The 24,441-nt window shown below is 69.4% G+C and carries 28 protein-coding genes, 1 tRNA gene and 1 pseudogene; 19 read left to right on the top strand and 11 right to left on the bottom strand.

The window, feature by feature from the left end:
• Nucleotides 1–45: 45 nt before the first annotated feature.
• The gene (locus ACO057_RS22520) at nt 46–414 is read left to right on the top strand and encodes a DoxX family protein (RefSeq protein WP_421995734.1); all 369 of its coding nucleotides are present in this window, start codon (nt 46–48) and stop codon (nt 412–414) included.
• On the opposite strand, the gene ACO057_RS22515 is transcribed toward ACO057_RS22520, so the two are convergent.
• The 5 genes from ACO057_RS22515 to ACO057_RS22495 all read right to left on the bottom strand — a co-directional run bounded on the left by ACO057_RS22515 (nt 401) and on the right by ACO057_RS22495 (nt 5,560).
• Complete coding sequence (locus tag ACO057_RS22515; protein WP_421995732.1) at nt 401–979, bottom strand: hypothetical protein; 579 nt, start codon at nt 977–979, stop codon at nt 401–403. The genes ACO057_RS22520 and ACO057_RS22515 overlap by 14 nt on opposite strands.
• Nucleotides 967–2,118, bottom strand: a complete 1,152-nt coding sequence (gene dapE, locus ACO057_RS22510; RefSeq protein WP_421995730.1) for a succinyl-diaminopimelate desuccinylase — start codon at nt 2,116–2,118, stop codon at nt 967–969. Before dapE ends, ACO057_RS22515 begins: the two co-directional genes overlap by 13 nt.
• Nucleotides 2,119–2,122: 4 nt before the next feature.
• On the bottom strand, nt 2,123–2,950 hold the full coding sequence (gene dapD, locus ACO057_RS22505) for a 2,3,4,5-tetrahydropyridine-2,6-dicarboxylate N-succinyltransferase (protein ID WP_421995728.1): 828 nt from the start codon (nt 2,948–2,950) through the stop codon (nt 2,123–2,125).
• A 78-nt stretch (nt 2,951–3,028) separates the two neighbouring features.
• Nucleotides 3,029–3,802, bottom strand: coding sequence for an SH3 domain-containing protein (locus ACO057_RS22500; RefSeq protein WP_421995726.1), 774 nt, complete (start codon nt 3,800–3,802; stop codon nt 3,029–3,031).
• Between the two features lie 60 nt (nt 3,803–3,862).
• Nucleotides 3,863–5,560, bottom strand: a complete 1,698-nt coding sequence (locus tag ACO057_RS22495) for a thiamine pyrophosphate-dependent enzyme (RefSeq protein WP_421995724.1) — start codon at nt 5,558–5,560, stop codon at nt 3,863–3,865.
• A 140-nt stretch (nt 5,561–5,700) separates the two neighbouring features.
• Between ACO057_RS22495 and ACO057_RS22490 the strand changes: the two genes are divergently transcribed.
• The 5 genes from ACO057_RS22490 (at nt 5,701) to ACO057_RS22470 (ending at nt 10,170) form a co-directional block, all read left to right on the top strand.
• On the top strand, nt 5,701–6,351 hold the full coding sequence (locus ACO057_RS22490) for a PepSY-associated TM helix domain-containing protein (protein ID WP_421995722.1): 651 nt from the start codon (nt 5,701–5,703) through the stop codon (nt 6,349–6,351).
• A gap of 8 nt (nt 6,352–6,359) precedes the next feature.
• Entirely contained in the window at nt 6,360–6,878 is a 519-nt protein-coding gene (locus ACO057_RS22485; protein WP_421995720.1) for a DUF2271 domain-containing protein, read from the top strand.
• A 17-nt stretch (nt 6,879–6,895) separates the two neighbouring features.
• Nucleotides 6,896–7,723, top strand: a complete 828-nt coding sequence (locus ACO057_RS22480; protein ID WP_421995718.1) for a DUF4198 domain-containing protein — start codon at nt 6,896–6,898, stop codon at nt 7,721–7,723.
• Between the two features lie 80 nt (nt 7,724–7,803).
• The gene (locus ACO057_RS22475) at nt 7,804–8,697 is read left to right on the top strand and encodes an FAD:protein FMN transferase (RefSeq protein ID WP_421995716.1); all 894 of its coding nucleotides are present in this window, start codon (nt 7,804–7,806) and stop codon (nt 8,695–8,697) included.
• Between the two features lie 3 nt (nt 8,698–8,700).
• Nucleotides 8,701–10,170, top strand: a complete 1,470-nt coding sequence (locus ACO057_RS22470; protein ID WP_421995714.1) for a sulfite reductase subunit alpha — start codon at nt 8,701–8,703, stop codon at nt 10,168–10,170.
• Here ACO057_RS22470 and ACO057_RS22465 read toward each other — a convergent pair.
• A complete protein-coding gene (locus ACO057_RS22465; protein ID WP_421995712.1) occupies nt 10,164–10,619 on the bottom strand; it encodes a carboxymuconolactone decarboxylase family protein in 456 nt (151 codons plus the stop codon). The two genes, ACO057_RS22470 and ACO057_RS22465, sit on opposite strands and share 7 nt — an antisense overlap.
• 191 nt (nt 10,620–10,810) lie before the next feature.
• On the opposite strand from ACO057_RS22465, the gene ACO057_RS22460 reads away from it, so the two are divergent.
• Nucleotides 10,811–11,872, top strand: a complete 1,062-nt coding sequence (locus tag ACO057_RS22460; RefSeq protein WP_421995710.1) for a lipid A deacylase LpxR family protein — start codon at nt 10,811–10,813, stop codon at nt 11,870–11,872.
• A 258-nt stretch (nt 11,873–12,130) separates the two neighbouring features.
• Here ACO057_RS22460 and ACO057_RS22455 read toward each other — a convergent pair.
• Nucleotides 12,131–12,205 (bottom strand) — tRNA-Thr (locus ACO057_RS22455).
• A 186-nt stretch (nt 12,206–12,391) separates the two neighbouring features.
• On the opposite strand from ACO057_RS22455, the gene ACO057_RS22450 reads away from it, so the two are divergent.
• From ACO057_RS22450 to ACO057_RS22415, 8 genes and pseudogenes are all read left to right on the top strand, one after another.
• Nucleotides 12,392–13,105, top strand: a complete 714-nt coding sequence (locus tag ACO057_RS22450) for a YopT-type cysteine protease domain-containing protein (RefSeq protein WP_421995708.1) — start codon at nt 12,392–12,394, stop codon at nt 13,103–13,105.
• Between the two features lie 161 nt (nt 13,106–13,266).
• Complete coding sequence (efp, locus tag ACO057_RS22445) at nt 13,267–13,836, top strand: elongation factor P (protein WP_421995706.1); 570 nt, start codon at nt 13,267–13,269, stop codon at nt 13,834–13,836.
• Between the two features lie 19 nt (nt 13,837–13,855).
• Nucleotides 13,856–14,707: an inositol monophosphatase family protein gene (locus ACO057_RS22440; protein WP_421995704.1), complete on the top strand. Its 852-nt coding sequence runs from the start codon at nt 13,856–13,858 to the stop codon at nt 14,705–14,707.
• Entirely contained in the window at nt 14,707–15,177 is a 471-nt protein-coding gene (locus ACO057_RS22435; protein WP_421995702.1) for a hypothetical protein, read from the top strand. The genes ACO057_RS22440 and ACO057_RS22435 overlap by 1 nt, the downstream gene beginning before the upstream one ends.
• Before the next feature lie 93 nt (nt 15,178–15,270).
• Nucleotides 15,271–15,501 (top strand): annotated as a pseudogene (locus tag ACO057_RS22430) (host attachment protein); the annotation flags it as partial.
• The gene (locus tag ACO057_RS22425) at nt 15,446–15,718 is read left to right on the top strand and encodes a host attachment protein (RefSeq protein ID WP_421995700.1); all 273 of its coding nucleotides are present in this window, start codon (nt 15,446–15,448) and stop codon (nt 15,716–15,718) included. The pseudogene ACO057_RS22430 and the gene ACO057_RS22425, both read left to right, overlap by 56 nt.
• A gap of 69 nt (nt 15,719–15,787) precedes the next feature.
• The gene (locus tag ACO057_RS22420; protein WP_421995698.1) at nt 15,788–16,765 is read left to right on the top strand and encodes a Bug family tripartite tricarboxylate transporter substrate binding protein; all 978 of its coding nucleotides are present in this window, start codon (nt 15,788–15,790) and stop codon (nt 16,763–16,765) included.
• Nucleotides 16,766–16,835: 70 nt separating this feature from the next.
• A complete protein-coding gene (locus ACO057_RS22415) occupies nt 16,836–17,597 on the top strand; it encodes a tellurite resistance TerB family protein (protein ID WP_421995696.1) in 762 nt (253 codons plus the stop codon).
• Between the two features lie 7 nt (nt 17,598–17,604).
• Here the strand turns inward: ACO057_RS22415 and ACO057_RS22410 are convergent, their stop codons facing one another.
• Both ACO057_RS22410 and ACO057_RS22405 read right to left on the bottom strand, forming a co-directional pair.
• Nucleotides 17,605–18,192 carry a thiamine pyrophosphate-dependent enzyme gene (locus ACO057_RS22410; RefSeq protein ID WP_421995694.1) on the bottom strand — a complete coding sequence of 196 codons (588 nt, stop codon included), beginning with the start codon at nt 18,190–18,192 and terminating at the stop codon, nt 17,605–17,607.
• A complete protein-coding gene (locus ACO057_RS22405) occupies nt 18,189–18,716 on the bottom strand; it encodes a thiamine pyrophosphate-binding protein (protein ID WP_421995692.1) in 528 nt (175 codons plus the stop codon). Before ACO057_RS22405 ends, ACO057_RS22410 begins: the two co-directional genes overlap by 4 nt.
• Nucleotides 18,717–18,808: 92 nt before the next feature.
• On the opposite strand from ACO057_RS22405, the gene ACO057_RS22400 reads away from it, so the two are divergent.
• Nucleotides 18,809–19,762: a LysR substrate-binding domain-containing protein gene (locus ACO057_RS22400; RefSeq protein ID WP_421995690.1), complete on the top strand. Its 954-nt coding sequence runs from the start codon at nt 18,809–18,811 to the stop codon at nt 19,760–19,762.
• Between the two features lie 92 nt (nt 19,763–19,854).
• Nucleotides 19,855–21,021 (top strand): acyl-CoA dehydrogenase family protein, encoded by a 1,167-nt coding sequence (locus tag ACO057_RS22395; protein ID WP_421995688.1) that lies wholly within the window; start codon nt 19,855–19,857, stop codon nt 21,019–21,021.
• Between the two features lie 39 nt (nt 21,022–21,060).
• On the opposite strand, the gene ACO057_RS22390 is transcribed toward ACO057_RS22395, so the two are convergent.
• Entirely contained in the window at nt 21,061–21,402 is a 342-nt protein-coding gene (locus tag ACO057_RS22390; RefSeq protein WP_421995686.1) for a Rid family hydrolase, read from the bottom strand.
• A 138-nt stretch (nt 21,403–21,540) separates the two neighbouring features.
• Between ACO057_RS22390 and ACO057_RS22385 the strand changes: the two genes are divergently transcribed.
• Nucleotides 21,541–22,668 carry a CaiB/BaiF CoA transferase family protein gene (locus tag ACO057_RS22385; protein ID WP_421995684.1) on the top strand — a complete coding sequence of 376 codons (1,128 nt, stop codon included), beginning with the start codon at nt 21,541–21,543 and terminating at the stop codon, nt 22,666–22,668.
• A gap of 9 nt (nt 22,669–22,677) precedes the next feature.
• On the opposite strand, the gene ACO057_RS22380 is transcribed toward ACO057_RS22385, so the two are convergent.
• Complete coding sequence (locus tag ACO057_RS22380; RefSeq protein WP_421995682.1) at nt 22,678–23,514, bottom strand: GGDEF domain-containing protein; 837 nt, start codon at nt 23,512–23,514, stop codon at nt 22,678–22,680.
• Nucleotides 23,515–23,643: 129 nt separating this feature from the next.
• On the opposite strand from ACO057_RS22380, the gene pdxY reads away from it, so the two are divergent.
• Nucleotides 23,644–24,441: pyridoxal kinase PdxY (gene pdxY, locus ACO057_RS22375; protein WP_421995680.1), on the top strand; the 798-nt coding region annotated here is incomplete at its 3' end.

The following is a 24,441-nucleotide window of genomic DNA, read 5'->3' as shown; positions in this document are numbered from 1 at the left end:
TTTTAGACAAGCGCCGGCCTAACAACAGCCGGAGCCAGAACGCCCATGCCAAGCCCCCCTTCGCCTTCGCCGATCCGGAATCGCCTGCCGCAGATCGCGGCCTGGATCCTGGCCGTCTTCTTCGTGGTCGGTGGCATGGCCAACATCGCCGGACCTCAGGCGATCCTCGACGACTATGAACGCTGGGGCTTTCCCGGCTGGTTCCACCATGTGACCGGCGGCCTGGAACTATTGACCGCGCTTTTCCTGGTAAGAAACCGGACAAGACGGATGGGCGCGGCCCTGGGCGCGCTGGTGATGGCCGCGGCTGCGACGACGCTCCTCCTGCATGGAGAGTACGGTCACGCGCTCCTGCCGCTTGGCCTCCTGGCCGTGCTGGCGCTGCTCGGTCGGGCGGCGTTCAGCCGCCGGTGATCTTCGCCGTCAGGGCGCCGATGAACAGCCCCATCGTCAGGTCCAGCACGACGAACATCGCCGCCGCCATGCCGGGGATATTCAGCGCGACCCGCGTCACGAACCATTCCAGCCAGATCGCATAGCCCACCGCCACCAGGCCCAGCGCATTGCCGACCCAGCCGGGCAGGCCCAGCACGCTCGGCACCAGCAGCACGATCAGCAGCGCATATTGCACGAGATTGGACCAGTTCCAGGCCGCGATGAAGCGCGGCCAGTCGCCCGAGCGCTTGGCCCGCTGCGCCAGCCCCAGGGAGGCCAAGGCGAAGGCCACCCAGCTCAGGGTGTAGCCGATCAGCTCCGCCACCAGCGCGACCGCCACGCCGCTCGGCGGCGCGCCCTGCGTCGACCATCCGATGATGCGCAGCACCAGCAGCACCGGCAGGCAGATGAGCGCGGCGAGGAAGGAATGCCGCGCGCCCTCCAGCCCCGGTGCGATCAGCGCCAGCCCCTCGACACGGCCGCGCGCGAAGAGGATGGCGGCGGCGATGCCGTTGGCGACGCTGGGCGGGTTCAGCGCAGGCACTCCTCGATCACGATGCGATACAATCCGGCGAGCGCGCGCAGCTCCTCGACGGGCGCGCATTCGTCGCGCTGATGCAGGGTCGCGCCCACCGCGCCGAGCTCGGCGACGGGGCAGTAATGCGTGATGAAGCGCGCATCCGAGGTGCCGCCGCCGGTATCGAGCCTGGCCTCGAGGCCCGTCCCGCGCCGCACCGCGCGCTGCAGCGCTTCGACGAAGGGGCCGGGCGAGGTCAGGAAACTCTCGCCGGAGACGGAGACGCGCAGCTCGTGATCGGGCGCATGCTCGGCGAGCACGGCACGGATGCGCTCGGTCAGGGCGCTCGAATGATGGTGGTCGTTGAAGCGGATGTTGAAGAAGGCCTTCGCCTCCGCCGGGATCACGTTGGTGGCCGTGTTGTCCACCTGGAGGCCGGTGACCTGGAGCGTCGAGGCCTCGAAGAACTGGCTGCCGGCATCCAGCGGCTCGGAGGTCAGCGCGTTCAGCACGCGGATCAGCCGATGCACCGGATTGTCAGCGAGCTGCGGATAGGCGCTGTGGCCCTGGCGGCCCTTCACCGTGATGAAGGCATTCATGCTGCCGCGCCGGCCGACCTTGATGGTGTCGCCGAGCTGCTTCTTGGAGGTCGGCTCGCCCACGACGCACATGTCGGGCGTGTGGCCGTTCTCGGCCATCCATTCCAGCACGCGGCGCGTGCCGTCCACGCTCGGCCCCTCCTCGTCGCCCGTGATGAGCAGCGAGATGGAGCCGGGATGGTCGGGATTGGCGGCGATGAAGTCGGACAGCCCGGCCACGAAGGCGGCGATGCCGCCCTTCATGTCGCAGGCGCCGCGGCCGTAGAGCACGCCGTCCTTGATGACCGCCGCGAAGGGGTTGTCCTTCCAGGCGGCCTCGTCGCCGGGCGGCACCACATCGGTGTGCCCGGCGTAGCAGAGATGCGGCCCCTCCGTGCCGCGGCGGGCGAAGAGGTTGTCCACCTCTCCGTACTTGAGCCGCGTACAGGTGAAGCCGAGCGGCGCGAGCGCCGCTTCCATGGTCGCGAGCGCGCCGCCATCGGCCGGCGTCACGCTGCGGCAGCGGATGAGCGCCTGCGCCAGCGGGATCGGGTCGGCCGGTTCTTCCGGCAGGTTGCCTCGCGCCAAGGTCTTAGTCGCGCAGCAGGTCGTTGATCGAGGTCTTGGCGCGCGTCTGCGCGTCCACCCGCTTCACGATCACGGCGCAATAGAGGCTGGGTCCCGGCGTGCCGTCCGGCAGCGGCTTGCCCGGCAGGTTGCCGGGGACCACGACCGAATAGGACGGCACGCGGCCGACGAAAATCTCGCCGGTGTTGCGGTCGATGATCTTGGTCGTGGCCGAAAGGAACACGCCCATGGAGAGCACCGAGCCCTGCTCGACGATCACGCCCTCGACCACTTCGGAGCGCGCGCCGATGAAGCAATCGTCCTCGATGATGACGGGATTGGCCTGCAGCGGCTCCAGCACGCCGCCGATGCCCACGCCGCCCGAGAGATGCACGTTCTTGCCGATCTGCGCGCAGGAACCCACCGTCGCCCAGGTGTCGACCATCGTGTTCGCGCCGACATGCGCGCCGAGATTCACGAAGCTCGGCATCAGCACCACGTTCGGCGCGATATAGGCGGAGCGGCGGGCGATGGCGCCGGGGACGGCGCGGAAGCCGGCTTCCTTCCAGCGGTTCGGGCCCCAGCCCTCCCACTTCAGCGGCACCTTGTCATAGGCACCCGCGGAGGTGTCCATCGGCGCGGAATCGGTCAGGCGGAAGGAGAGCAGAACGGCCTGCTTCAGCCACTGATTGACCTGCCAGGTGCCGTCCTTGGGCTCGGCGACGCGGGCCTTGCCGCTGTCCAGCATCTCGAGCGCGGCCTCGACGGCCTCGCGCGCTTCGCCCTGGGTGCTGGCGGAGATGGTGTCGCGCTTTTCCCAAAGGGATTCGATGGTGGACTGAAGGCTGGACATGGCGGCTCCTGGATTGGCGCCCAGAGGCTTCGCATCGAGGGCCCGTAGCGTCAATGCGGGAGCGTCAATGCAGGGGCGTCAGCGCGCCGGCGCCTCCAGCACCGAGGCATGCAGCCAGCCGATCGCGACCCCGCCTTGGGCGACCTGATACCAGCCGCCCGGCGCCTCGCCGACGACCTCGAGCGTGGTCGAGGCCGGGACGACGCCGATGACCTCGCCGCCGATCGGTCCGTTGCGCAGATTGGCGCCGGTGCGGGCCCAGGTGGTGACTGTCTGCCGCGAGGCGGGCAAGGCGGCCGGCGCGCTGGGTCCCGCCAGGATCTGCACGCCCGCTGGGGCGGCCGGCGGGGCGGCGGCGGCCGGCGCGGGCATCGGGGGCACGGCGGCCGCAACCTCGCCCGGCCCCGCCCCGGGGATGGCCGGCAACGGCGGATAGCTGCGCGCCATGGGCCGATTCGTCACCGGACCGCCGCCGTCGAAGCAGCGATCCACCAGTTCGAGGAAAACGCGCGTGGCCTCGGGCCCGGTGGCGCCGAGCGTGAAGCCCGTCACCCGCGCAGCCTCGCCCTCGAAGGCCACGACCGCGACATAGGGAATATAGGGGTCGCCCGCCCCGGCGCTGGAACGGCCGCAGACGGCCACTGTATCGGCCAGCGCCTGGGTGAAGACCTGCACACCGCGCAGCTGCGTCTCCCGCCCGTTCAGGCGGTCGCGCAGCGATGCGGCGGCGGCGTCGCGCGCCGATTGCTGGCGCGAGGCCGGCGGCGGCGCCGGTCCGGCGGAATCCCGCTTCTCCTCGCGGCAGGCCGCGAGGGCGAGGAGGGCGATCAGGGCAGCCAGGGAAACTCTCACGGGCGGGAGGATAGCCCTCGCCGCCCGGTAAAGCACACCTTGGAATATACTAGCTGGATCTTACTTCTTCACGCCCGCGCCCTGGGCGCGGAGGTCCGAGATGGTCGCGCGATTCGTGACCTGCTCCGGATTGGTGCGGATCTCGATGATCGCGGGCTTGCCGCTCGCGACCGCGCGCTTGTAGGCCGGCACCAGCTCGTCGGTCGTCTCCACCAGCTCGCCATGGCCGCCGAAGGCCTCGATGAACTTGGTGAAGTCCGGGTTGGTCAGCAGCGTGCCGCTGACGCGCTCGGGATAGACTCGCTCCTGGTACATGCGGATCGTGCCGTACATGGAGTTGTTGAAGACGAGGATGATCGGCGCCACGCCGTGATGGAAGGCGGTGGCGATCTCCTGGCCGGTCATCATGAAGCCGCCGTCGCCGACGAAGCAGATCACCTGCCGGTCGGGGAAGGAGATGGCCGCGCCGATCGCCGCCGGCACGCCGTAGCCCATGGCGCCGTTGGTGGGGCCGAGGAAATCCTGGCCCTCCTTCACATGCATGAAGCGCGTCGGCCAGGTGGCGAAGTTGCCGGCGTCGGTCGTGAAGATCGTGTCCTTCGGCAGCTCCTTCTCCAGCGCCTGGAGCGCGCGGGCGAGGTTGATCTTGCCCTCGTATTCCGGGGCCGCGGCCTGCTCCTCGCGGGCGGCGCGGACCTTCTTGCGCCAGCTGCCCCAGACCGGCTTGGCGATCTTCTGGCCCTTGAGCGACAGGGCGAAGGCATTCACGTCCGAGGTGATGCCCAGCGCGGGACGATAGACGCGGCCGATCTCGGCCTGGTCGGGATAGACCTGAACGAGCGGCGTGGCGCCCGCCATGTCCAGCAGGGTGTAGCCCTGGCTCACCGGCTCGCCCATGCGGGTGCCGAAGGCGAGGATGAGGTCGGCCTCCTTGGCGGCGGCCACCAGCTTGCCGTCGGCGCCAACGCCCAGATCACCCACGAAATGCTCCGACGTGCCGTCGAACAGGCCCTGGCGGCGGAAGGAGACGCAGGTGGGGATGTCGTTGGCGACCACGAAGTCACGAATCGCGTTGCGGCCCTCTTCCGTCCAGCGGCTGCCGCCGATGATGGCCAGCGGGCGCTCGGCCTTGGCGAGCAGCGCCATCATCCTGGGAATCGCGTCGGGCGAGGGGAAGGCGGGCATGATGTCGGCCGGGCCGATATCGGGCACGGAGACCAGGTCCTTCTGCATCTCCTCGGAGATGGCGATGACCACGGGCCCCGGACGGCCACTGGTCGCGACGTCGAAGGCATGGGCCATGATCTCGGGGATGCGGTCGGCATGGTCGATCTGCGTGACCCACTTGGCCAGGGGCGCGAACATCTTGCGATAGTCGACCTCCTGGAAGGTCTCGCGATCCGTCTCGATGACGGGGATCTGGCCGACCAGCAGGATCAGCGGCGTGCTGTCCTGCATGGCGACATGCACGCCGATCGAGGCGTGGCAGGCGCCCGGGCCACGGGTGACGATGGCCACGCCCGGCTTGCCGGTGAGCTTGCCATGGGCCTCGGCCATGTGAACGGCGCCGGCCTCGAAGCGGCAGGTGATCAGCTCGATCCGGTTGCGGACGGCATAGAGCCCGTCGAGCAGATCGAGATAGCTCTCGCCCGGCACGGCGAAGACATGCGTCGCCCCCTGCGCCACCAGGGCGTCGGCCAGCAGCTTGCCGCCGCTGCGCTCGGTGATGGACTGACCCTGGTTCGGCGACTTCGCCATACGACATTTCCCCCATTCGGAATCTGGCCGGAAACTAGACCGGGTTTATCGGGCCGTCACGGGCACGGTCGTCGTTACGTTACGAGATTTGCAAGCCGCCCTCGGACCGGCTATTTGCGAACCATTCTCAATGAGGCGACATGACCCCGAGCAAGACCGGCACGGCCAGGCCCCCCCTCGCGGCCGGCAACCGATCCTTCTGGCTGAAGCAGCTGCACCAGTGGCACTGGATCAGCTCGGCCATCTGCCTGATCGGGATGCTGCTCTTCGCCGCGACCGGCATCACGCTGAATCACGCGGCCCAGATCGAGGGATCGCCCAGGACCGCCGCACGCACGGCCATGCTCCCCGCCGCGCTGCTGGAGGCGCTGCCGCCGACCCAGGGCGACGTGAAGCGCGCCCTCCCCGCGCCGCTGCGCGACTGGATCTCTCGCGAATTCGGCGTCACCGCCGGCGACCGGGAGGCCGAATGGTCGGCCGACGAGATCTACCTTCCTCTGCCCCGCCCCGGCGGCGACGCCTGGATCAATATCGACCGCCAGACGGGCGAGACGCGCCACGAGGTCACCACGCGTGGCTGGGTTTCCTACCTCAACGACCTGCACAAGGGCCGCAACACGGGCACGGCCTGGAGCTGGTTCCTCGACGTCTTCGCGATCGCCTGTTTCGTCTTCTGCCTGACCGGGCTCTTCCTGCTGCACATGCATGCGGGCGGGCGGCCGACCACCTGGCCCATGGTCGGGCTTGGGCTCGTGGTGCCGGTCGTCCTCGCCATCCTGTTCATTCACTGAGAGGTTCCATGCGTCTTCTTCCCGCCCTCGCCGCCAGCGCCGCCGTGCTTCCCGCCTTGGGCGCGGGCGCGGCCGAGTTGAACGTCACCCTCGAGATCCCGACACTCACCGTCGCCGAATACCACCGCCCCTATGTGGCGCTCTGGGTCGAGCGGGCGGACCAGTCCACGGCCGCCAACCTGGCCGTCTGGTACGCGATCCGCCTGCGCGACAACGAGGGCGAGAAGTGGCTGAAGGACATGCGCCAGTGGTGGCGCCGTTCGGGCCGCGATCTGCGCATGCCCATCGAGGGCGTGACCGGCGCGACGCGCGCGCCCGGCCGCCACACGCTGCGCTTCGACGCGGCGAGCGGTCCGCTCGCGAGCCTGCCGGCCGGTCAGTATAACCTCGTCGTCGAGGCCGCGCGCGAGGTGGGCGGCCGAGAGCTCCTCCGCGTGCCCTTCCAGTGGCCGCCGGCAGCCGCCCAAACCGGCACTGCCCAGGGCTCCACCGAGCTCGGCGCTTTCTCCGTTTCCACCCAGCCCTGAAGAAGAAAGGTCAGAAGATGATCTCCAGCTTCCCCTTCCGCCGCCTCGTCCTGGCCGCCATGGTCGCCCTGCCGGTCGGCCTGGCCCCGGTCGCCGAGGCCCTGGCGCACCGCGCCTGGATGATGCCCTCGGCCACCGTGCTCTCGGGCAATGACCCCTGGGTGACGGTCGATGCCGCCATCTCCAACGACCTCTTCTACTTCGAGCATTTCCCGATGCCGCTCGACGGGCTGACCGTCACGGGGCCCGACGGCCGCGCGGTGACGGTCGAGAACCAGTCGCGCGGGCGCTATCGCAGCACCTTCGATTTCCGCCTGACCGAGCCCGGCACCTATCGCGCCTCCGTCGCGGCCGAGGGCATGTCCGCCACCTGGCGCCAGGGCGGCGAGCAGCGCCGCTGGCGCGGCACGCGCGAGGCCTTCGCGACGGCCGTGCCCCAGGGCGCCGAGCAGCTGCGCGTCACGCTCAGCCAACGCCGCAACGAGATCTTCGTCACCCGCGGCGCGCCGAGCGAGCGCGTGCTGCAGCCGATCAACGAGGGGCTGGAGATGGTGGCCATCACCCATCCCAACGACCTCGTCGCCGGCGAGCCCGCGCGCTTCCGCCTGATGCTCGACGGCCGCCCGGCCGGCGGCGTGGATGTGGAGGTCGTCCCCGGCGGCAATCGCTACCGCGACGCGCTGAACGACCAGAAGATCAAGACCGGCGCGGATGGCGTCTTCGAGATCCGCTGGGGCGGCCCGGGCATGCATTGGGTCAGCGCCTCGGTGCGCGACGACAATTCCGGCATCGCCGGCGTGCAGCGCAATGCCAGCTACGCCGCGACGCTCGAGGTCCTGCCCTGAACAGGGTCCTCGTCCCTGAACTGACCGCATCGCTCGTCCCGGCCCGGCCGGGCGAGGTGCGGAGCCTGGGTGGGGCGACCATGGGAACCACCTGGTCGGTCCGCTACCTGGGCCGCGTGGAGACCTCCGCGCTGCGCCCCGGCATCGAGGCGCGGCTGGAGACGGTCCTCGCGCAGATGAGCGGCTGGCGGGCGGATTCGGACCTGCGCCGCTTCAACGCTGCGCCCGCCGGTTCGCGGCACCGGCTGCCCGCCGAATTCCTGACGGTCCTGACCTGCGGGCTGGAGATCGCCGCGCTCAGCGGTGGCGCCTTCGACCCCGCCATGGCGCCGCTGGTGGACCTCTGGGGCTTCGGCCCGGTCCCCGCCGCCGAGGGCACGCCGCAGGCCGGCGATATCGCGCGGGCGCTGGCGAAACCCGGACTCGCCCTCGATGGCGGCGCGCTGTTCCAGCCGGGGGGCCTCGGGCTCGATTTCTCGGGCATCGCCAAGGGCTATGCGGTCGATCTCGTCGCCGAGCATCTGATCGCCCAGGGCCTAGGCTCCTTCCTGGTCGAGATCGGCGGCGAGCTGCGCGGGCTGGGGATGAAGCCCGATGGCTCGCCCTGGTGGGTCGCGATCGAATCCGTGCCGGGCACCTCCACGGAGCAGGAGGATTTCGTCGTGGCGCTGCACGGCCTCTCCATCGCCACCTCGGGCGACTATCGCCGCTTCTTCGAGCAGGACGGCCGCCGCTACGGCCATACGCTGGACCCACGCACGGGCTGGCCCGTCGCCCATGACGTCGCCTCCGTGACCGTCCTGCATCCGAGCTGCATGCGCGCCGACGCCTGGGCCACGGCGCTCTATGTGCTCGGCCCGAGCGAGGGGCTGGAGCTCGCCGCGCGCCATGGATTGAGCGCGCTTTTCGTCACGCGCGAGGAGGGCGGCCTGGCCGAGCGCATGTCCCCCGCCTTCGCCGCCATGCTGGACTGACCTGTGTCGCCCGAGACGGAACGCACCCTGACCGCCGGCGCGGTGCTGCTGGCCTATGTCGCCTTCTGCGGCCTCGTCGCCTGGCGCCGCGCGCGCAGGCGACGCCTCGCCGCCCTGCCGGATTCCGCGGGCGACCGCGCGCCCGTGCTCGTCGCCTATGCGAGCCAGACCGGCTTCGCGGAGGAGCTCGCCCGGCGCAGCGCCGAAGCCCTCATCGCCGGGGGCGTGCCGGCCCGCATCGCGCCGCTGGAGGCGCTGGACGCCGATACCCTGGCCGTCGCCGGCCGCGCCGTCTTCATCGTCAGCACCACCGGCGAGGGCGACCCGCCCGACCATGCCGCGCGCTTCGTGCGCCGCGTGATGGGCCACAAGGCCGCGCTGGGCGATCTCGACTACGGGCTGCTCGCGCTCGGCGACAGCGGCTATGCGCGCTACTGCGCCTTCGGCCGCCAGCTGGACGCCTGGCTGCAGACCCAGGGTGCGACGCCGATCTTCGACCGCGTCGAGGTGGACGACGCCGATGGCGGCGCGCTGCGGCACTGGCAGTATCACCTGGGCAAGATCGCGGGCGTGAGCGAGGTGCCGGACTGGGCGCCCCCCCGCTTTGCGGAATGGCGGCTGGTCGAGCGCCGCGAGCTCAACCCCGGCAGCCCCGGCGGTGCGGCCTTCCATCTCGCGCTGGAGCCGATGGAGGGGAGCGCCGAATGGCAGGCGGGCGACATCGCCGAAATCGGCCCGCGCAACGCCATCGAGGCGCTGGCCCGCTTCCCGCCCTATTTCGCCGAGGCCCTCGCCGACCGGATGCTCCCCGAGGATCCGGCCGAGCTGGAGGGCCTGACGCCCGAGCAGGCGCATGAGCGGCAGAAGCCCCTGCCCCATCGCGAATACTCCATCGCCTCGCTCGCCGGCGACGGGCGGCTGGAGCTGGTGGTGCGGCAGGCGCGGCATCCGGATGGGCGGCTGGGCATCGGCTCGGGCTGGCTGACGGAATTCGCGCCCATGGGCAGCCCCATCGCGCTGCGCCTGCGCAGCAACCGCGGCTTCCACGCGCCCGAGGAGGACCGGCCGATGATCCTCATCGGCAACGGCACGGGCATCGCGGGGCTACGCGCGCATCTCAAGGCGCGGGCGGCGGCGGGGCGCCGGCGCAACTGGCTCATCTTCGGCGAGCGCACCCGCGCGCAGGACTTTCTCTATCGCGAGGAGATCGAGCTCTGGCAGGCCGAGGGCGTACTGACGCGGCTCGACCTCGCCTTCTCGCGCGACCAGCCGGCGCGTCTCTATGTGCAGGACCGGCTGCGCGAGGCGGCGGGGGCCTTGCGCGAATGGATCGCGGAGGGTGCGGCCATCTATGTCTGCGGCAGCCTGGAGGGCATGGCCACGGGCGTGCACGCCGCCTTGGCCGAGGCGCTCGGCCATGAGGCGCTGGAAGCCCTCGCCGAGGAGGGGCGCTATCGCCGCGACGTCTACTGATCGCGGAGCGCATCCGGCGTCCGGCGGAAGCCGATCGCGAGGCGGTTGAAGGTGTTCATCAGCCCGATGGCGATGGTCAGGTCCACCAGCTCCTTCTCGGAGAATGCCGCGGAGGCGGCCTGGAAGGCCTCATCGGGGATGGCGGTATCGGCCACGCGTGTCACCGTCTCCGCCCAGGCCAAGGCCGCCCGCTCGCGCGGATCGAACAGCGCCTCGGCTTCGCGCCAGACCGGGACGAGGACCAGCTTCGCGAGGGCAAAGCCCTTGGCCGTGAGCGCCTTGGAATGCAGGTCCAGGCAATAGGCGCAACCGTTGATCTGGCTGGTGCGGTAATAGGCCAGCTCCAGCAGCTCCTCCGGCAATCCGGATTGCATGATATAGCCATAGACGCCGCCCAGCGCCTTCACGCCGGCCGGCGCGACCTTCATGTAGTCGATTCGTTCGCTCATGGTCCTGTTCCTTCGCAAGGGCGTTGTTCCACCCAGACGAGATGCCCGCCCCGGAAGTGACATGCGGCCCAGATGTCACATGGGGCCGAAGGCGGATGCCGCACTGCAACCACCATCACCGTCGACCATTAAGGTTTCCGACAAGGATTCATCATGCCCCTATTCCCCATCTTCGCCCTGAACGTCGCCGCGTGACCGGCTCCCGCTTGAAGCTGTCCGTCCTCGGCGCCCTGCTCGCCTTCTCCGGCACCGCGGCCCTCGCCCAGCCGGTCCGCGTGCAGCTGCCCGAAACCCCGAATCTGGGCGAGCCCGTGCGCGACGTGCAGGTCCCCGACTCGCGCGGCACCTTCTCCTTCATGCTGGACAACGACCTCTTCGCCGGCACGGACAAGAATTACACCAGCGGCTTCCAGTTCGACTGGCGCTCGCCCTCCTATGATCCGCCGCGCTGGGTCTCCGCCGTCACCGGGCGCTTGAGCCTCATCTTTCCCGAGGGCGGCACGCCGCGCTGGGGCGTCTCCTTCGGCCAGAACATCTTCACGCCCGAGGACACCTCGCGCCGCAACCCCGACCCGCGCGACCGGCCCTATGCCGGCTGGCTCTTCGGCACGCTCTCCCTGGCCTCCTATACCGCGACCTCCTATGGCAGCCTGGAGCTCCAGGCCGGCATCGTGGGCCCCGGCGCGCTGGGCGAGCAGTTCCAGAACGGCGTCCACCGGCTGCGCAACTTCGACCTGGCGGAGGGCTGGAGCCATCAGCTCAAGGACGAATTCGGCCTCAACGTGATGCTCGCGCGGCAGTGGCGCTGGAACTACGAGACCGGCATCGAGGGGCTGCAATACGGCTTCGTGCCGAGCCTCAATGCCAGCCTGGGCAATGTCTACACCTATGCCAGCGCCGGGATGATGGCGCGTATCGGCAGCAATCTGAACGCGGATTTCGGCCCGCCCCGCACGCGCCCCGCGCAGTCCGGCTCGGCCTTCTTCCAGCCCGAGGGCAGCGGTTTCGGCTGGTACGTCTTCGCCGGCGTCGAGGGCCGCGCCATCGCGCGCAACATCTTCCTCGACGGCAACACCTGGCGGGACGGGCCGCATGTGACGCGCGAGCCGCTGGTGGCCGACCTGACGGTGGGCTTCGCGGTTATGTACCGCCGCGCCCGCCTGACCGCGAGCTATGTGGCGCGCACCCAGGAGTTCACGACCCAGGGCGGCGGGTCGCAATACGGCTCGCTCGCGGTCGCCTTCCGCTTCTGACCGACCACGGCGAGGGCGTGCGCGCCCTCGCCGCGCGGCAGGCGCTCCCGTTCACCCGCACGCACGGCGCCCGCACCACGACCGGCGGCGTGTGGCGGGCATGGCGAAGAACTCCACCGATTCCCATCGGCCAAGCATCTCTGGAAGACGGACGGTGCGGCCGCCTGAGACGGCGGCTGACCTTTGAATGTAATGGGTGAGGCCCGTCGGGGTTCTCGTCCTGCCGATGAATCCCGGCCCTGTCAGGGCTGAGGAGGCTGGTGCTGTTGGGGGGGATTGAACCCCCGACCTCTCCCTTACCAAGGGAGTGCTCTACCACTGAGCTACAACAGCTGGCGGGGCGGTTCCTAGCTTTGTGCTCGCGGTGCTGCAACCCCCCGCAGCCCGAAAATGATCGGCGCCCTCACGAGCCCGGAAAAAACTTGACATTCTGTCAGCCTGATCATCGACTGCATGCACGGGAATTGATCAGTTTTTTACGCCCCTCAAGCAAATAAAATAATTTCCGGAGGAGAATTCATGTCTGACTGGCAGAGTGGAAAAATACCCACTCCATATATTCCCATTTCTCGCGTGCCGATACCACCATCCCAGGTCTTCGACTACCGGCAGTCTTATGACGCACGCTGGAAAATCAAGAAGATATCTTCCAACGGTGCCTGCCAAGGCCTTTCGATCTTCTGGGTCATCAAGTCAGCGAACGGTGACGACTTCGCTACATGGCTCGGTCCTCCCAGTAACGCCTCCACCACCCATGGGCAACCGGGCCCGAAAATGGGGAAGGAGATGGATGACATCATTCGGGTCATGGTACAGCAGCAGAAGATCTTTGATCTTCCCCAGAAAAGCCGCAGCCTCAACATGAACTGGGCCAGGGATCGCATCGCGAAGCTGGATGGTCTGGGCGATGGGAGCGGGAGCACGAAACTTAGGGCGACGGGCAACCTGACGCTGCTGCAGGGCGCGTCGGCCAAGCAAATCGCGTCGGAGGTCACGAGTACCGACGGGTTCGTCTTCTTCGGCTTCTCGATGACCGCGACCGATCAGCAACCGGGATGGGGCCATGCCGTGGCAGCCCAGGTGACGACACCGACGGTGAACTTCTTCGATCCGAATTATGGTCAATATCACTTCGAGGACCTAAGCGATTTCCACGTTTGGTTCGAGCACACCCTCATGCCGCAATACGGCACGACAAACCCCGACACCGCCGAAATCCAGCACTTCTCCTGAGCTCATTCCGCGGCAAAGCTCCCGCGATCTGCCGCAGCCTGGGCGTGTCCCGGCGCCCGGCCTTGGAAAGGCCGTCTGTCCATGGACAGTTGCCGATAGCCGCCCCGGCGTGTAAGCCCTCCCGCCTCAGCTAAACCCACAGAAATACAGGTGCCACGCCCATGGCGAAGATGCAGGCCAATCAGATGCGCGCGGGCATGGTCATCGAATTCGAAGGCCAGCGCTACACGATCATCCGCCAGAACATCATGATCCCTGGCAAGGGCAATGCGATCATCCAGGTCGACATGCGCAACATCAAGACCGGGTCCAAGAAGGACCAGCGCTGGCGCACGGCCGACGTGGTCGAGCGCCTGACGACCGAGGACAAGGAGTTCACCTACTCCTATCCCGAGGGCGAGATGCTGGTCCTCATGGACCCGGAAACCTTCGAGCAGACCCAGGTTCCCAACACGATTCTCGGCGACCGCCTGCCCTTCCTGCAGGAAAACATGACCGTGAACGTCCGCCTCATCGAGGGCGACCCGGTGGCCATGGACCTGCCCGAGCTCGTGACCCTCGAGATCGCCGAGGCCGACCCGGTGGTGAAGGGGCAGACCGCCTCCTCCTCCTACAAGCCGGCCCTCCTCGTGAACGGCATCAAGACCATGGTGCCCCCCTTCATCACGACCGGCGAGCGCATCGTGGTCCGCACCGAGGACGCCTCCTACGTGGAGCGGGCCAAGGGCTGATCCCCAAGGGTTTATAGATATGTCCGGTTCCTCTCCCCGCCTTTCCCCTGCGCTGAACGTCGTGGTCTCGGCCGTCCGCAAGGTCGGCCGCCGCCTGCTGCGCGACTTCTCCGAGGTCGAGCAGCTCCAGGTCTCGATGAAGGGCCCGGGCGACTTCGTCAGCCAGGCCGACCTCCGCGCCGAGCAGACGCTCCGCGAGGATCTCGGCAAGGCGCGTCCGAACTTCGCCTTCCTCATGGAGGAAAGCGGCAGCTCGGGCGATGCCGACTGGGAGTGGCGGTGGGTGGTGGATCCGCTCGACGGCACCACCAATTTCCTGCACGGCATCCCGCACTGGTGCATCAGCGTGGGCATCGAGAAGCGCCTCGCCGACGACAAGTCGGAGATCGTGGCCGGTGTCGTCTACAACCCCGCCTCGGACGAGCTCTTCTGGGCCGAGAAGGGCATGGGCACCTTCCTCAACGACAAGCGGATGCGCGTCTCCGCCCGCCGCGAGATGAACACCGCCCTCTTCGCCACCGGCATTCCCTTCGCCGCCACGCCGAAGAAGGCGGAGTTCGCCCATGCGCTGGTGCGACTGATGCCCCAGGTCTCGGGCATCCGCCGCTTCGGCGCGGCCGCGCTCGACCTCGCCTGGGTCGCGGCCGGCCGCTACGACGGCTATTGGGAGCTGGTGCTGAACAAGTGGGACATCGCGGCCGGGCTCATCCTGGTGCGCGAGGCCGGCGGCATCGTGACGGCGCCCGACGGCGGCGATCCCTATGCCCAGTGCAATATCGTCGCCGGCAACCAGCACCTTCAGGGCAAGCTGCGCGACGTGGTGGTGGAAAGCCTGGCCGCGGCGGCCAAGGGCCGCTCCGTGGCGGGCTGATGCGCCGCCGCGTCCTTCTGACGACCGCCTTCCTGCTCCCGGGGCTTCTGGCCCCGGGAGCGGCCTGGGCTCAGGCGCCGGGCGCCACTTCCGCCCCTCTGCCGCCTTTGCCGCCCTTGCCCAATATCCCCCTGCCCCGCGGCATCGCCCTGCTCGAGCCCGGTGCCTGGCGCGTTGAATTCCCGCACGGGGGCGAGGTGCTCGAAGCGCCCCAGCGCGTGGTCCTCGCCCGAATCGGCGCGGCCCTGAGCGCGGGAACCGAGGGGCGGATCACGCTCATCGCCGAGGTCAGCGAGGGCGACGACCTTTCCACCACACGCCGCCTGTCGCTGGTTCGGGCGCGGGCCGTGAGGGCGGCCCTGGTGGCCGGCGGCCTCGCCGAGACGCGCATCGACCTGCGCGCCATGGGCCGCACCGCCGCCATCCGCGATTCCGTGGACGTCCTCGCGCCGATCGTGCCGAAGCCCTGATCTCGGCGAAGCCCCCGGTCTCGGGGGAGCCATGCCGGGCAACCCTTGGGGCCGCCGGGGGGTTAACTGCGACACCCCTTTCGGAGACGTCGCATGAAGGCCCATCCCCTGCCCGCGCGGATCTTTGTCCTGGTCTGCGACGGCGCCAAGGCGCTGATGCTTCACAATGAGGGCGACGCGCTCCAGCCACGGCTCGTGACGGTCGCGGCCTTCGACGAACCGGCCATCCCCACTCGCGAGCTGGGCACCGACCGTCCCGGCCGCACCCATGCCCCCGGCGGCGCGCGCAGCGCCACCACCGAGACCGATCTGCGCGAGCAGGCCGAGGAGGCTTTCCCTCACCCGCATCGCGGACGCGCTCGACCAGGTGGTGCGCGAGAAGGAGATGAAGAACCTTCTGCTGGTGGCGCCCCCCGGCGCGCTCGGCGTCTTGCGGGGCAAGCTGAGCCCGTCCGTTCGCGGCGTGATCTCCGGCGAGGTCGCCAAGAGCCTCACCGGGTTGCCGGTCGACCAGATCGCCAGGCACCTGCTGACGGGCTGACGAGCGGGAGTGGCGGGCTGTGGCCGGCGCCGCTAGGGTCGCGTCCAGGGAACGACCAAGGACATCACAATGACCCTCTCACGCCGCGCGGCCCTGTCCGCGCCCATGCTGGCCCTTGGGGTCGCGCCCTCGCTGGCGCGCGCGCAGAGTTGGCCCTCCGGCCCCATCCGCATCGTCGTGCCCTTCGCGGCCGGCGGCAGCACCGACGCCGTGGCGCGCATCGCCTCGCCCGGCCTGACGCAGCGCCTGGGCGTGCCGGTGGTGGTCGAGAACCGCAGCGGCGCGGCGGGCTCGCTCGGCACGGGCGCGGTCGCGGGGGCGCGGCCCGACGGCAACACCTGGCTGCTCACCTTCGACAGCCACGCGACCCTGCCCGCTCTGCTGCCCAACCTGCCCTTCAACCTGACCGGCGATCTCGATCCCGTGCTGCTCATCGGCGGCGCGCCCTATGTGATCGCGGTGCGGCCCGACAAGCCCTATCGCAGCCTCGCCGACATCGTGGCCGCCGCAAAGGCCCGGCCGGATGCCGTCAACTACGGCAGCACCGGCAACGGCACGCTCGGCCACCTGACCATGGTGATGCTGGCCGCCCGCACGGGCATCCGCATCGCGCATCTGCCCTATCGCGGCGGCGGGCTCGCCGTGAACGACACCGTCGCCGGCCATGTCGAGATGATGATCGGCAGCGCGGCCCTGGTCGCGCCGCAGATCGCCGCGGGCAATCTCCGTCCTGTCGTGCAATTCGGGCCCGAGCGGCTGCCCGGCCTGAGCGAGGTGCCCACCGCCGTCGAAAGCGGCTTCCCGGGCCTGGAGGCGGAAGCCTGGTGGGGCGTCTTCGCACCGCATGGCACGCCGGCCGCGATGCAGCAGCGCATGACGACCGCGCTGCAGGAAAGCTTCCGCGACGAAAGAGTGAACCGCACCATGACCGAAAGCCAGCAAGCGCGTCTCGTGCTGGGCGGGCCGGAGGTGCTGCGGCCCTTCCTCGACCGCCAGATCGCGCTGTGGAGCCAGGTCGTGCGCGAGAATCAGGTGCAGGCCGACTGAGGGCGTCGGGCGCGCAACATAAATTTTCGGTCATCTTGTCGCGCGCGCCCGCCACCCCGATCTATCGGGCATGATCGACGCGCAAGCCCTTCTCGACCGCTTCCTGGGCTCCAATGCCCGCCCGGCTGCGGGGCAACCAGCCTCCTCGCCCTGGACCAACCCGGCGGCCTTCGGAGGCGTGGCGGATGCCGCCAAGCAGGTCCTGGGCCAAGGCGGCATGGGGGGGCTTGTCGGCGCTGCGGCGGCCGGCGGGCTCATCTCCCTCTTCACCGGCCGCAAGAAGGGCGGCGGGCTCATGAGCCATGGCGGCGCGGCGCTGCTCGGCGCCCTGGCCGACCGTGCCTTCCAGAACTGGCAGGCCGGCCGCGCACCGGCGGCCGCCCCTCCGGCCACCCTGGCGGATGCGGCGGCCGTGGACGCCCGCTTCCTGCCCGGCGCGGCGCCCGCCGCGACCGGCGAGGCCTTCGAGCTCGCGCTCATCCGCGCGATGATCGGCGCCGCACGGGCCGATGGACATATCGACGCCGAGGAACGGCGCCGCATCTTCGCCCAGGTCGAGGCCGCCGGGCTCGATGCGGAGGCCAAGGCCTTCGTCTTCGACACGATCGAGGCGCCGATCGGCGTCACGGAGGTCGCGGCGGCCGCCTCGACCCCGGAACAGGCCAGCGAGCTCTACCTGGTCTCGCGCCTGGCGGTGGATCCCGACGACCCGTCGGAACAGGCCTACCTGCAGGCCCTGGCCCATCGGCTGAAGCTGCCGGCCGAGCTGGTGGCCCATCTCGACCGGCAGGTGGACAGCGCCGTCGCGAACCCGGCCGCGCCCGCCGCCTGACGCCGCTTCAGGACGTCGGCAGGCCCAGCGCCGCGCGGAAGCGGTTCTTCACCTGAACGCCGTCGCGCGGCGGCAAGGCCCGGGGCGCTTCCTGGGCCGCGATCTTCACGGTCGTGAAGGACAGCGCCTCGCGCGCATGGATGCGCTGGCGCAGCCCCGCGATGGACGAAGCCTCGGTGATCGTCTCCGTCACCGGGAAGCCGCAGGCGGCGGCCACGGCCGCGAGCTCGATCCCCTGGCCCGCATGGCTCGGCTGCATCCCCGTCTCGCCGAAATGCCCGTTGTCGAGCACCACGATGGAGAGGTTGCGCGGCCGCCGCAGCGAGATCGTCGCCAGCGAGCCCAGGCCCATGAGCTGCTCGCCATCGCCGGTGATCACCAGCACCGGCCGCTCCGGCTGCGCCGCGGCGATGCCGAGGCCGACCATCCCCGAGCTGCCCATGGCGGCCCAGAGGTAGTAGTTGAGGTCGTGGTCGCCCGCCGCCATCACGTCGTAGGAGGGCGAGCCGAGGCCCGTCACCACCACCAGGTCGCCGCGATCGCGCAGCAGTTCGGCGACAACCTGTCGCCGGTCGAGATGTCCGCCCGCGCTCACTTCACCCACTCCTTCTCGCCGATCAGCCGCTGCCCGAGCAGCAGCGCGCAGGACCCATCGCCATCGAAGGCCATGGTGGCCGCGCCGCGCAGCAGCGGGCCGACATCCTCGGGCTTGTCCGCGCGCCAGGTCATCACGCCCATGAGCTTCAGCGCGGCTTCCGTCGCCTGGCCCATCGGGTTCTGCCAGTTGTTGAACTCGGCCCAGTCGCCGCGCATCGTCACCACCATCAGCAGCGGGAAGCGCGCGACGGCCGGCAGGGCCAGGGTGTTGATGCAATTGCCCACGCCGCTCGACTGCATGAGCAGCGCGCCGCGCTCGCCGCCGAGCCAGGCGCCGGCGAGGTAGCCAATGCCCTCCTCCTCGGTCGTGAGGACGACCGCCTTGATGTCGGGATCGGCCTCGGCGAGGCGGATCGCCGTCGAATGCCCGGCATCGGGCACGTAGACGACGTGCTTCACGCCGGCGGCCTTCAGCACGGCGAAGACCTCCTCGCGCCAGGAGATGGTTTCGGTGGTGGTCATCAGTCCTTGCCTAGATGGGATGGCGCGGAAGCTAGGCGCGAAGCCGACTTGCCGGAAATACAAGGTTGAAGAATAAGCTATGCCGGATTTATATGGATTCCATGGATCTGCGGCAGCTCAACACCTTCATCCAGGTCGCCGATCTCGGCAGCCTCAGTAAGGCCTCGGACCGGTTGCGCATCGCCCAGCCCGCGCTCTCCCGGCAGATCCGCATGCTGGAGGAGGAGCTGAAGCTGCCCCTCTTCGACCGCCATGGCCGCGGCATGGCGCTGACCGCCGCGGGAGAGCTGCTTCGGACACGCGCGGGAAATATCCTGCGCCAGCTCGAGGAGACGCGGGCCGATCTCAACCAGGAGGCCGGCGCCGTGCGGGGACGCGTGGTCTTCGGCATGCCACCCACGGTCGGCGACATCCTCGCCACGCGCCTCATCGAGCGCTTCATGGCGCTCCATCCCGAAGTCACGCTGCGCGCCGTCCCGGCCTTCAGCGGCTATCTGCTGGACTGGCTGCATGCCGGCGAGGTGGACATCGCGGTCGTCTACGGCACCGAGGCGAATGCCAGCATGCGCCTCTCTCCCCTGCTGGTGGAGAGCCTCTGCCTGGTGACGCCGCCCGGCGCCTCGCCGGCGCCGCACCACGCCATTCCCTTCGCCGAGGTCGCGCGCGAAAAGCTGGTCCTGCCCGGCCCGCAGCACGGGCTGCGCCGCCTCATCGAGCGCGAGGCGCGCGCCCATGGCATCGAGCTCCAGATCACCGTCGAGGCGGATGCGCTGCAGGTGCTGAAGGGGCTGGTGCAGCGCGGCCTCGGCTCCACGATCCTGCCCCTCGCTTCCGTGCATGCGGAGGTTGCGGCCGGGCTGCTGGGCGCGGCGCCCATCATCGATCCGCATCTGTCGCGCAAGCTCGTCATCGCCCAGCCGCTCGGTCGCCAGGCCTCGAACGCGGTGCGCCGCTTCGAGCAGGTGCTCCGCCAGGAGGTCGGCGACATGGTCCGCGAGGGCATCTGGGACGGACAACTGCTGGGAACCGATACAAATCCGGCATAGGTGCTTGGCAGGAATTGTATTTTGCTCGATGGCTGGCCGGGAGCAGGTTCCCGCGCAACAATCCCCACGCCAGTGTCACGACGAAGGTTCCCATGGACGCGATCATCAATGCCGACCCGCATGCCGAGATTCGCGAGGAGGTGCGCAAGCTCTGCGCCCGCTTCCCCGGCGAGTACTGGCGCGAGCTCGACGCCCGGCGCGGCTACCCCACCGAATTCGTCACGGCGCTGACCGAGGCGGGCTATCTGGGCGCGCTCATCCCCGAGGAGTTCGGCGGCGCGGGCCTGGGCCTCTCGGCCGCCTCGGCGATCCTGGAGACCGTCCACGCGGAGGGCTGCAACGGTGCGGCCTGCCACGCGCAGATGTACATCATGGGCACCATCCTCAAGCACGGCTCGCCCGAGCAGAAGAACCGCTACCTGCCCGGCATCGCCGACGGCTCGCTGCGCCTGCAGGCCTTCGGCGTGACCGAGCCGACCAGCGGCACGGACACGACCAACCTGCGCACCACAGCCGTGAAGCAGGGCGACAAGTACATCGTGAACGGCCAGAAGATCTGGACCAGCCGCGCCGAGCATTCCGACCTGATGCTCCTGCTGGCCCGCACCACGCCGAAGGACCAGGTCGCGAAGAAGACCGAGGGGCTTTCGACCTTCATCGTCGACATGCGCACGGTGCTGGGCAAGGGCCTCACCATCCGCCCGATCCGCACGATGATGAATCACAATTCCTGCGAGGTCTTCTTCGACAACATGGAGGTCCCCGCCGAGAACCTCGTGGGCGTCGAGGGCAAGGGCTTCCGCTACATCCTGGACGGCATGAACGCCGAGCGCCTGCTCATCGCCTCCGAGAGCATCGGCGACGCCAAGTGGTTCACGCAGAAGTCCGTCGCCTATGCCAAGGAGCGCGTGCTCTTCGGCCGGCCGATCGGCCAGAACCAGGGCGTGCAGTTCCCCATCGCCAAGGCCTATGCGCAGATGCGCGCGGCCGAGGCGCTGCTGCACAAGGGGCTCGAGAAGTTCGAGGCCGGCCTGCCCTGCGGCGAGGAGGCGAACACCGCCAAGATGCTCGCGGCCGATGCGGCCTGGGCGGCGGCCGAGGCCTGCGTGCAGACCCATGGCGGCTTCGGCTTCGCCGAGGAATACGACGTGGAGCGCAAGTTCCGCGAGGCGCGGCTCTACCAGGTGGCGCCGATCAGCACGAACCTGATCCTCAGCTATCTCGGCGAGCACGTGCTCGGCATGCCGCGCAGCTACTGAGGCCGGTGGATGGCGGCGGGCATGCCCGCCGCCGGCCGGTCAGACGGTCGCGGTGCAGATGATCTCGATGAGGTCCTTGCCCTCGAGCGCTACGCCGAGCACCGCGCGCATGGGCGGGTTGGACGCATCCACCCACTCGTCCCAGGCCTTGTTGAGCGCGGGCTTGGCGGACATGTCGGCGCAATAGCAGATCGCGGTCAGGATCTTCGCCTTGGAGCTGCCGGCCTCGGCGAGGTTCTTGTCGATGCTGGCAAGCGCGCCCTTCACCTGGACGTACATGTCGTCGGACTTGTCGGGCGAGGTCGTGACGGTGGTGACGATGCCGTTGTGGACGACGCCCTTGCTGCGCGAGGCGATGGAGCCGGGGATGCGGGTGATCATGCGAGAATCCTGTGAGATGAAAGCGCGATCCTCCGCGATGCGACGCGAGATGGCCAGTGCGCGCGCTTAACGCTTCGGGACAGCGATGGCATGCTGCGCCGATAAACACGAAACGCTTTAGGGAAGGCCCACCCGCCGATGAACAAACCTCTTTCCGGCCTCCTCGTCGTGGCGATGGAACAGGCCGTGGCCGCGCCGCTCTGCTCCATGAAGCTGGCCGATGCCGGCGCGCGCGTGATCAAGATCGAGCGCGCCGAGGGCGATTTCGCCCGCGGCTACGACGCCGCCTGCAAGGGCCTCTCGACCTATTTCGTCTGGCTGAATCGCGGCAAGGAAAGCCTCTGCCTCGACATCAAGAATCCGGCCGACAAGGCGCTGCTGGCGAGCCTGCTGTCCAAGGCCGACGTCTTCATCCAGAACCTCGCCCCCGGCGCCATGGGGCGCGCGGGCTTCGGCGCGAAGGAGCTGCGCGAGAAGCATCCGCGCCTCATCACCGTCGATATCAGCGGCTATGGCGAGGACGGCGAATACGCCAGCATGAAGGCCTATGACCTGCTGGTTCAGGCCGAGAGCGGCCTCGCCTCGGTGACCGGCCGTCCGGAAGGACCGGGGCGCGTGGGCGTCTCCGCCTGCGACATCGCCTGCGGGATGAACGCGCATGCCGCCATCCTGGAAGCGCTGATCGAGCGCGGCATCACCGGCAAGGGCAAGGGCATCGGCGTCAGCCTCTTCGACGGCATGGCCGACTGGATGAACGTGCCGCTGCTCTACCTCGAGGGCACGGGCAAGGAGCCGCAGCGCATCGGCCTCGCGCATCCCTCGCTCTGCCCCTATGGCGCCTTCGAGACCAAGGACGGCGCGCTGATCCTCATCTCCATCCAGAACGAGCGCGAATGGGCGCTCTTCGCCGAGCACTTCCTGCAGGAGAAGGAGCTCATCACGCGCGAGGGCTTCCGGCTCAACGTGCAGCGCGTGGCGAACCGGCCGGAAGTGGACGCGCATATCGGCGGCGTCTTCGGCTCGCTCACCCGGCAGGACTGCGTCGAACGTCTGACGAAGGCGAATACGGCCTATGGCTTCGTGAACGACGTGCACGGGCTGTCGAGCCACAAGGCGCTGCGGCGGATGCAGGTGGCGACCGAGAAGGGTCCGGTCGAGATCGTGGCGCCCGCCGCGCGCTTCAGTGACGGGACACGGGAATACGGCGCGGTGCCGGCGCTGGGCGCGCATACCGCGTCCATCCGCGCGGAATTCGCGGGCGGCTGAAGTTAGCCCTCAGGCCGCCAGGGCCGCGACGAAAGCGCGGTCCCGTCCGGCGGCCTTGGCGGCGTAGAGCGCCTCGTCCGCGCGATGCATCGCGGCCTCGAGTGCGGCCACGCCCTCTCCCTCGATCGTCGCGAGGCCGGCCGAGAGGGTCAGCAGGCGATCGGGCGCGCCCGGATGCGGCACGCCCTCGCGGATGGCGGTCCGCAGGCGCTCCACCAGCGGCAGGGCCGATTCCAGGTCGACACCCGGCAGGATCATGGCGAATTCCTCGCCGCCGATCCGCCCCAGCACGTCCTGCTCGCGCATCGCCGGGCGCGTGGCCTGGGCGACGCCGCGCAGCGCCGCATCGCCGGCCGCATGCCCCCAGCCGTCATTGATGGATTTGAAGTGGTCGATGTCGAGCAGCGCGACGACCACGGGGACGCGGCGTTGGCGGCTCGCCTGGACGGCCGCGAGAGCCCGCGCGCCGAAGCCGGCGCGGTTCGGCAGGCCGGTCAGCGGATCATGCTCGGCCGCGGCCGCGAGCTGGGCTTCCAGCCCGTCGCGCAGGCGCAGCGAGCGCATGAGCATCAGGAAGAACAGCGGCACCAGGATGTCGGCGCCCAGCCAGAACCAGTCGAGCAGGCGGGCCTGCTCGCCGGGGCGGAAAATGACCTCGACCATCGCCCCCACGACGTCCATGACGCCGAGCGAGACCATGAGCACCACCCCCGCCATGGCGAGGATGCGGCGGTCCGGCTTGCCGCGATGGAGAACGGCATACCGCCAGGACAGGCGTGCAGCCTGCAGGCAAAGCAGCGCGATGACCGCGCTGAACAGCGGAAACACGAAGTCCTTGGCGAGCATGCCTGTATCGATCCGCCCTGATGTTGCGCGCCCACGGAGACGACGGGGCCGGCCGCAAGGTCGCCCGCCCGCGAAGCCCCGGCAAGGCGGATTGCGGCGCCTTCTCCGCACGGCCATGCTGCGGGCGCGATGAACATCCTCTCGATTCAGTCCTGGGTCGCCTACGGGCATGTCGGCAACGCCTCGGCGATGTTTCCGCTGCAGCGTCTCGGCGCCGAGGTCTGGGCGGTGAACACCGTGCAGTTCAGCAACCACACCGGCTACGGCGCCTGGCGCGGCCAGGTCTTCGGCGCGCAGCTGGTGCGCGACTGCGTCCAGGGCATCGCCGAGCGCGGCGCGCTGCCGCGCTGCGACGCGGTGCTGACCGGCTATATGGGCGATGCGGAGATCGGCGAGGCCATCGTGGAGGCCGTCGCGCAGGTGAAGGCGGCCAATCCCGCGGCCCTGTGGTGCTGCGACCCGGTGCTGGGCGACGACGATCGCGGGATGTATGTGCGCCCGGGCATCCCGGATTTCTTCCGCGACCGCGCCTTGCCGCTGGCCGATATCGCCACCCCCAACCGCTTCGAACTGGAATGGCTGACGGGACGCAGGATCACCACGCTGGAAGAGGCCAAGGCGGCCGTCACCGCGCTCCAGGCGATGGGTCCGCGCTGCGTGCTGCTGACGAGCCTCATCCTGCCCGAGATGGGCGGCCAGGGCATGGGCATGCTGGCCGCCGAGGGCGGGCGCTTCTTCCAAGTCACGACGCCGCAGCTGCCGATCAGCGTGAACGGCGCGGGCGATGCCATCGCGGCCCTCTTTCTCTTCCACCGGATGAAGACGGGCTCGGCGCAGGAGGCCCTTTCGCGCGCCTGCTCCTCCATCTTCGGGCTGCTGCGCCGCACTGCCGAGGCGGGCTCGCGCGAGATCCTGACCGTCGAGGCG

It is taken from the genome of Roseococcus sp. (assembly GCF_965227005.1).
Taxonomy (GTDB): Bacteria; Pseudomonadota; Alphaproteobacteria; order Acetobacterales; family Acetobacteraceae; genus Roseococcus.
Note: the sequence above shows the minus strand (reverse complement) of the source record. Positions and strands in the feature narration are given on the sequence as shown.

Excerpts from the sequence above, each read along its gene's own strand:
- ACO057_RS22395 (WP_421995688.1), top strand. The coding sequence starts at position 19,855 with ATGGACGCGATCATCAATGCCGACCCGCATGCCGAGATTCGCGAGGAG.
- ACO057_RS22495 (WP_421995724.1), bottom strand. The coding sequence starts at position 5,560 with ATGGCGAAGTCGCCGAACCAGGGTCAGTCCATCACCGAGCGCAGCGGC.
- ACO057_RS22475 (WP_421995716.1), top strand. The coding sequence starts at position 7,804 with ATGGGAACCACCTGGTCGGTCCGCTACCTGGGCCGCGTGGAGACCTCC.
- ACO057_RS22385 (WP_421995684.1), top strand. The coding sequence starts at position 21,541 with ATGAACAAACCTCTTTCCGGCCTCCTCGTCGTGGCGATGGAACAGGCC.
- ACO057_RS22425 (WP_421995700.1), top strand. The coding sequence starts at position 15,446 with ATGCCCCCGGCGGCGCGCGCAGCGCCACCACCGAGACCGATCTGCGCG.
- ACO057_RS22415 (WP_421995696.1), top strand. The coding sequence starts at position 16,836 with ATGATCGACGCGCAAGCCCTTCTCGACCGCTTCCTGGGCTCCAATGCC.
- ACO057_RS22490 (WP_421995722.1), top strand. The coding sequence starts at position 5,701 with ATGACCCCGAGCAAGACCGGCACGGCCAGGCCCCCCCTCGCGGCCGGC.
- ACO057_RS22380 (WP_421995682.1), bottom strand. The coding sequence starts at position 23,514 with ATGCTCGCCAAGGACTTCGTGTTTCCGCTGTTCAGCGCGGTCATCGCG.
- ACO057_RS22420 (WP_421995698.1), top strand. The coding sequence starts at position 15,788 with ATGACCCTCTCACGCCGCGCGGCCCTGTCCGCGCCCATGCTGGCCCTT.
- ACO057_RS22485 (WP_421995720.1), top strand. The coding sequence starts at position 6,360 with ATGCGTCTTCTTCCCGCCCTCGCCGCCAGCGCCGCCGTGCTTCCCGCC.
- ACO057_RS22520 (WP_421995734.1), top strand. The coding sequence starts at position 46 with ATGCCAAGCCCCCCTTCGCCTTCGCCGATCCGGAATCGCCTGCCGCAG.
- ACO057_RS22390 (WP_421995686.1), bottom strand. The coding sequence starts at position 21,402 with ATGATCACCCGCATCCCCGGCTCCATCGCCTCGCGCAGCAAGGGCGTC.
- ACO057_RS22405 (WP_421995692.1), bottom strand. The coding sequence starts at position 18,716 with ATGACCACCACCGAAACCATCTCCTGGCGCGAGGAGGTCTTCGCCGTG.
- ACO057_RS22400 (WP_421995690.1), top strand. The coding sequence starts at position 18,809 with ATGGATTCCATGGATCTGCGGCAGCTCAACACCTTCATCCAGGTCGCC.
- ACO057_RS22465 (WP_421995712.1), bottom strand. The coding sequence starts at position 10,619 with ATGAGCGAACGAATCGACTACATGAAGGTCGCGCCGGCCGGCGTGAAG.
- ACO057_RS22435 (WP_421995702.1), top strand. The coding sequence starts at position 14,707 with ATGCGCCGCCGCGTCCTTCTGACGACCGCCTTCCTGCTCCCGGGGCTT.
- dapD (WP_421995728.1), bottom strand. The coding sequence starts at position 2,950 with ATGTCCAGCCTTCAGTCCACCATCGAATCCCTTTGGGAAAAGCGCGAC.
- ACO057_RS22450 (WP_421995708.1), top strand. The coding sequence starts at position 12,392 with ATGTCTGACTGGCAGAGTGGAAAAATACCCACTCCATATATTCCCATT.
- efp (WP_421995706.1), top strand. The coding sequence starts at position 13,267 with ATGGCGAAGATGCAGGCCAATCAGATGCGCGCGGGCATGGTCATCGAA.
- ACO057_RS22440 (WP_421995704.1), top strand. The coding sequence starts at position 13,856 with ATGTCCGGTTCCTCTCCCCGCCTTTCCCCTGCGCTGAACGTCGTGGTC.
- ACO057_RS22480 (WP_421995718.1), top strand. The coding sequence starts at position 6,896 with ATGATCTCCAGCTTCCCCTTCCGCCGCCTCGTCCTGGCCGCCATGGTC.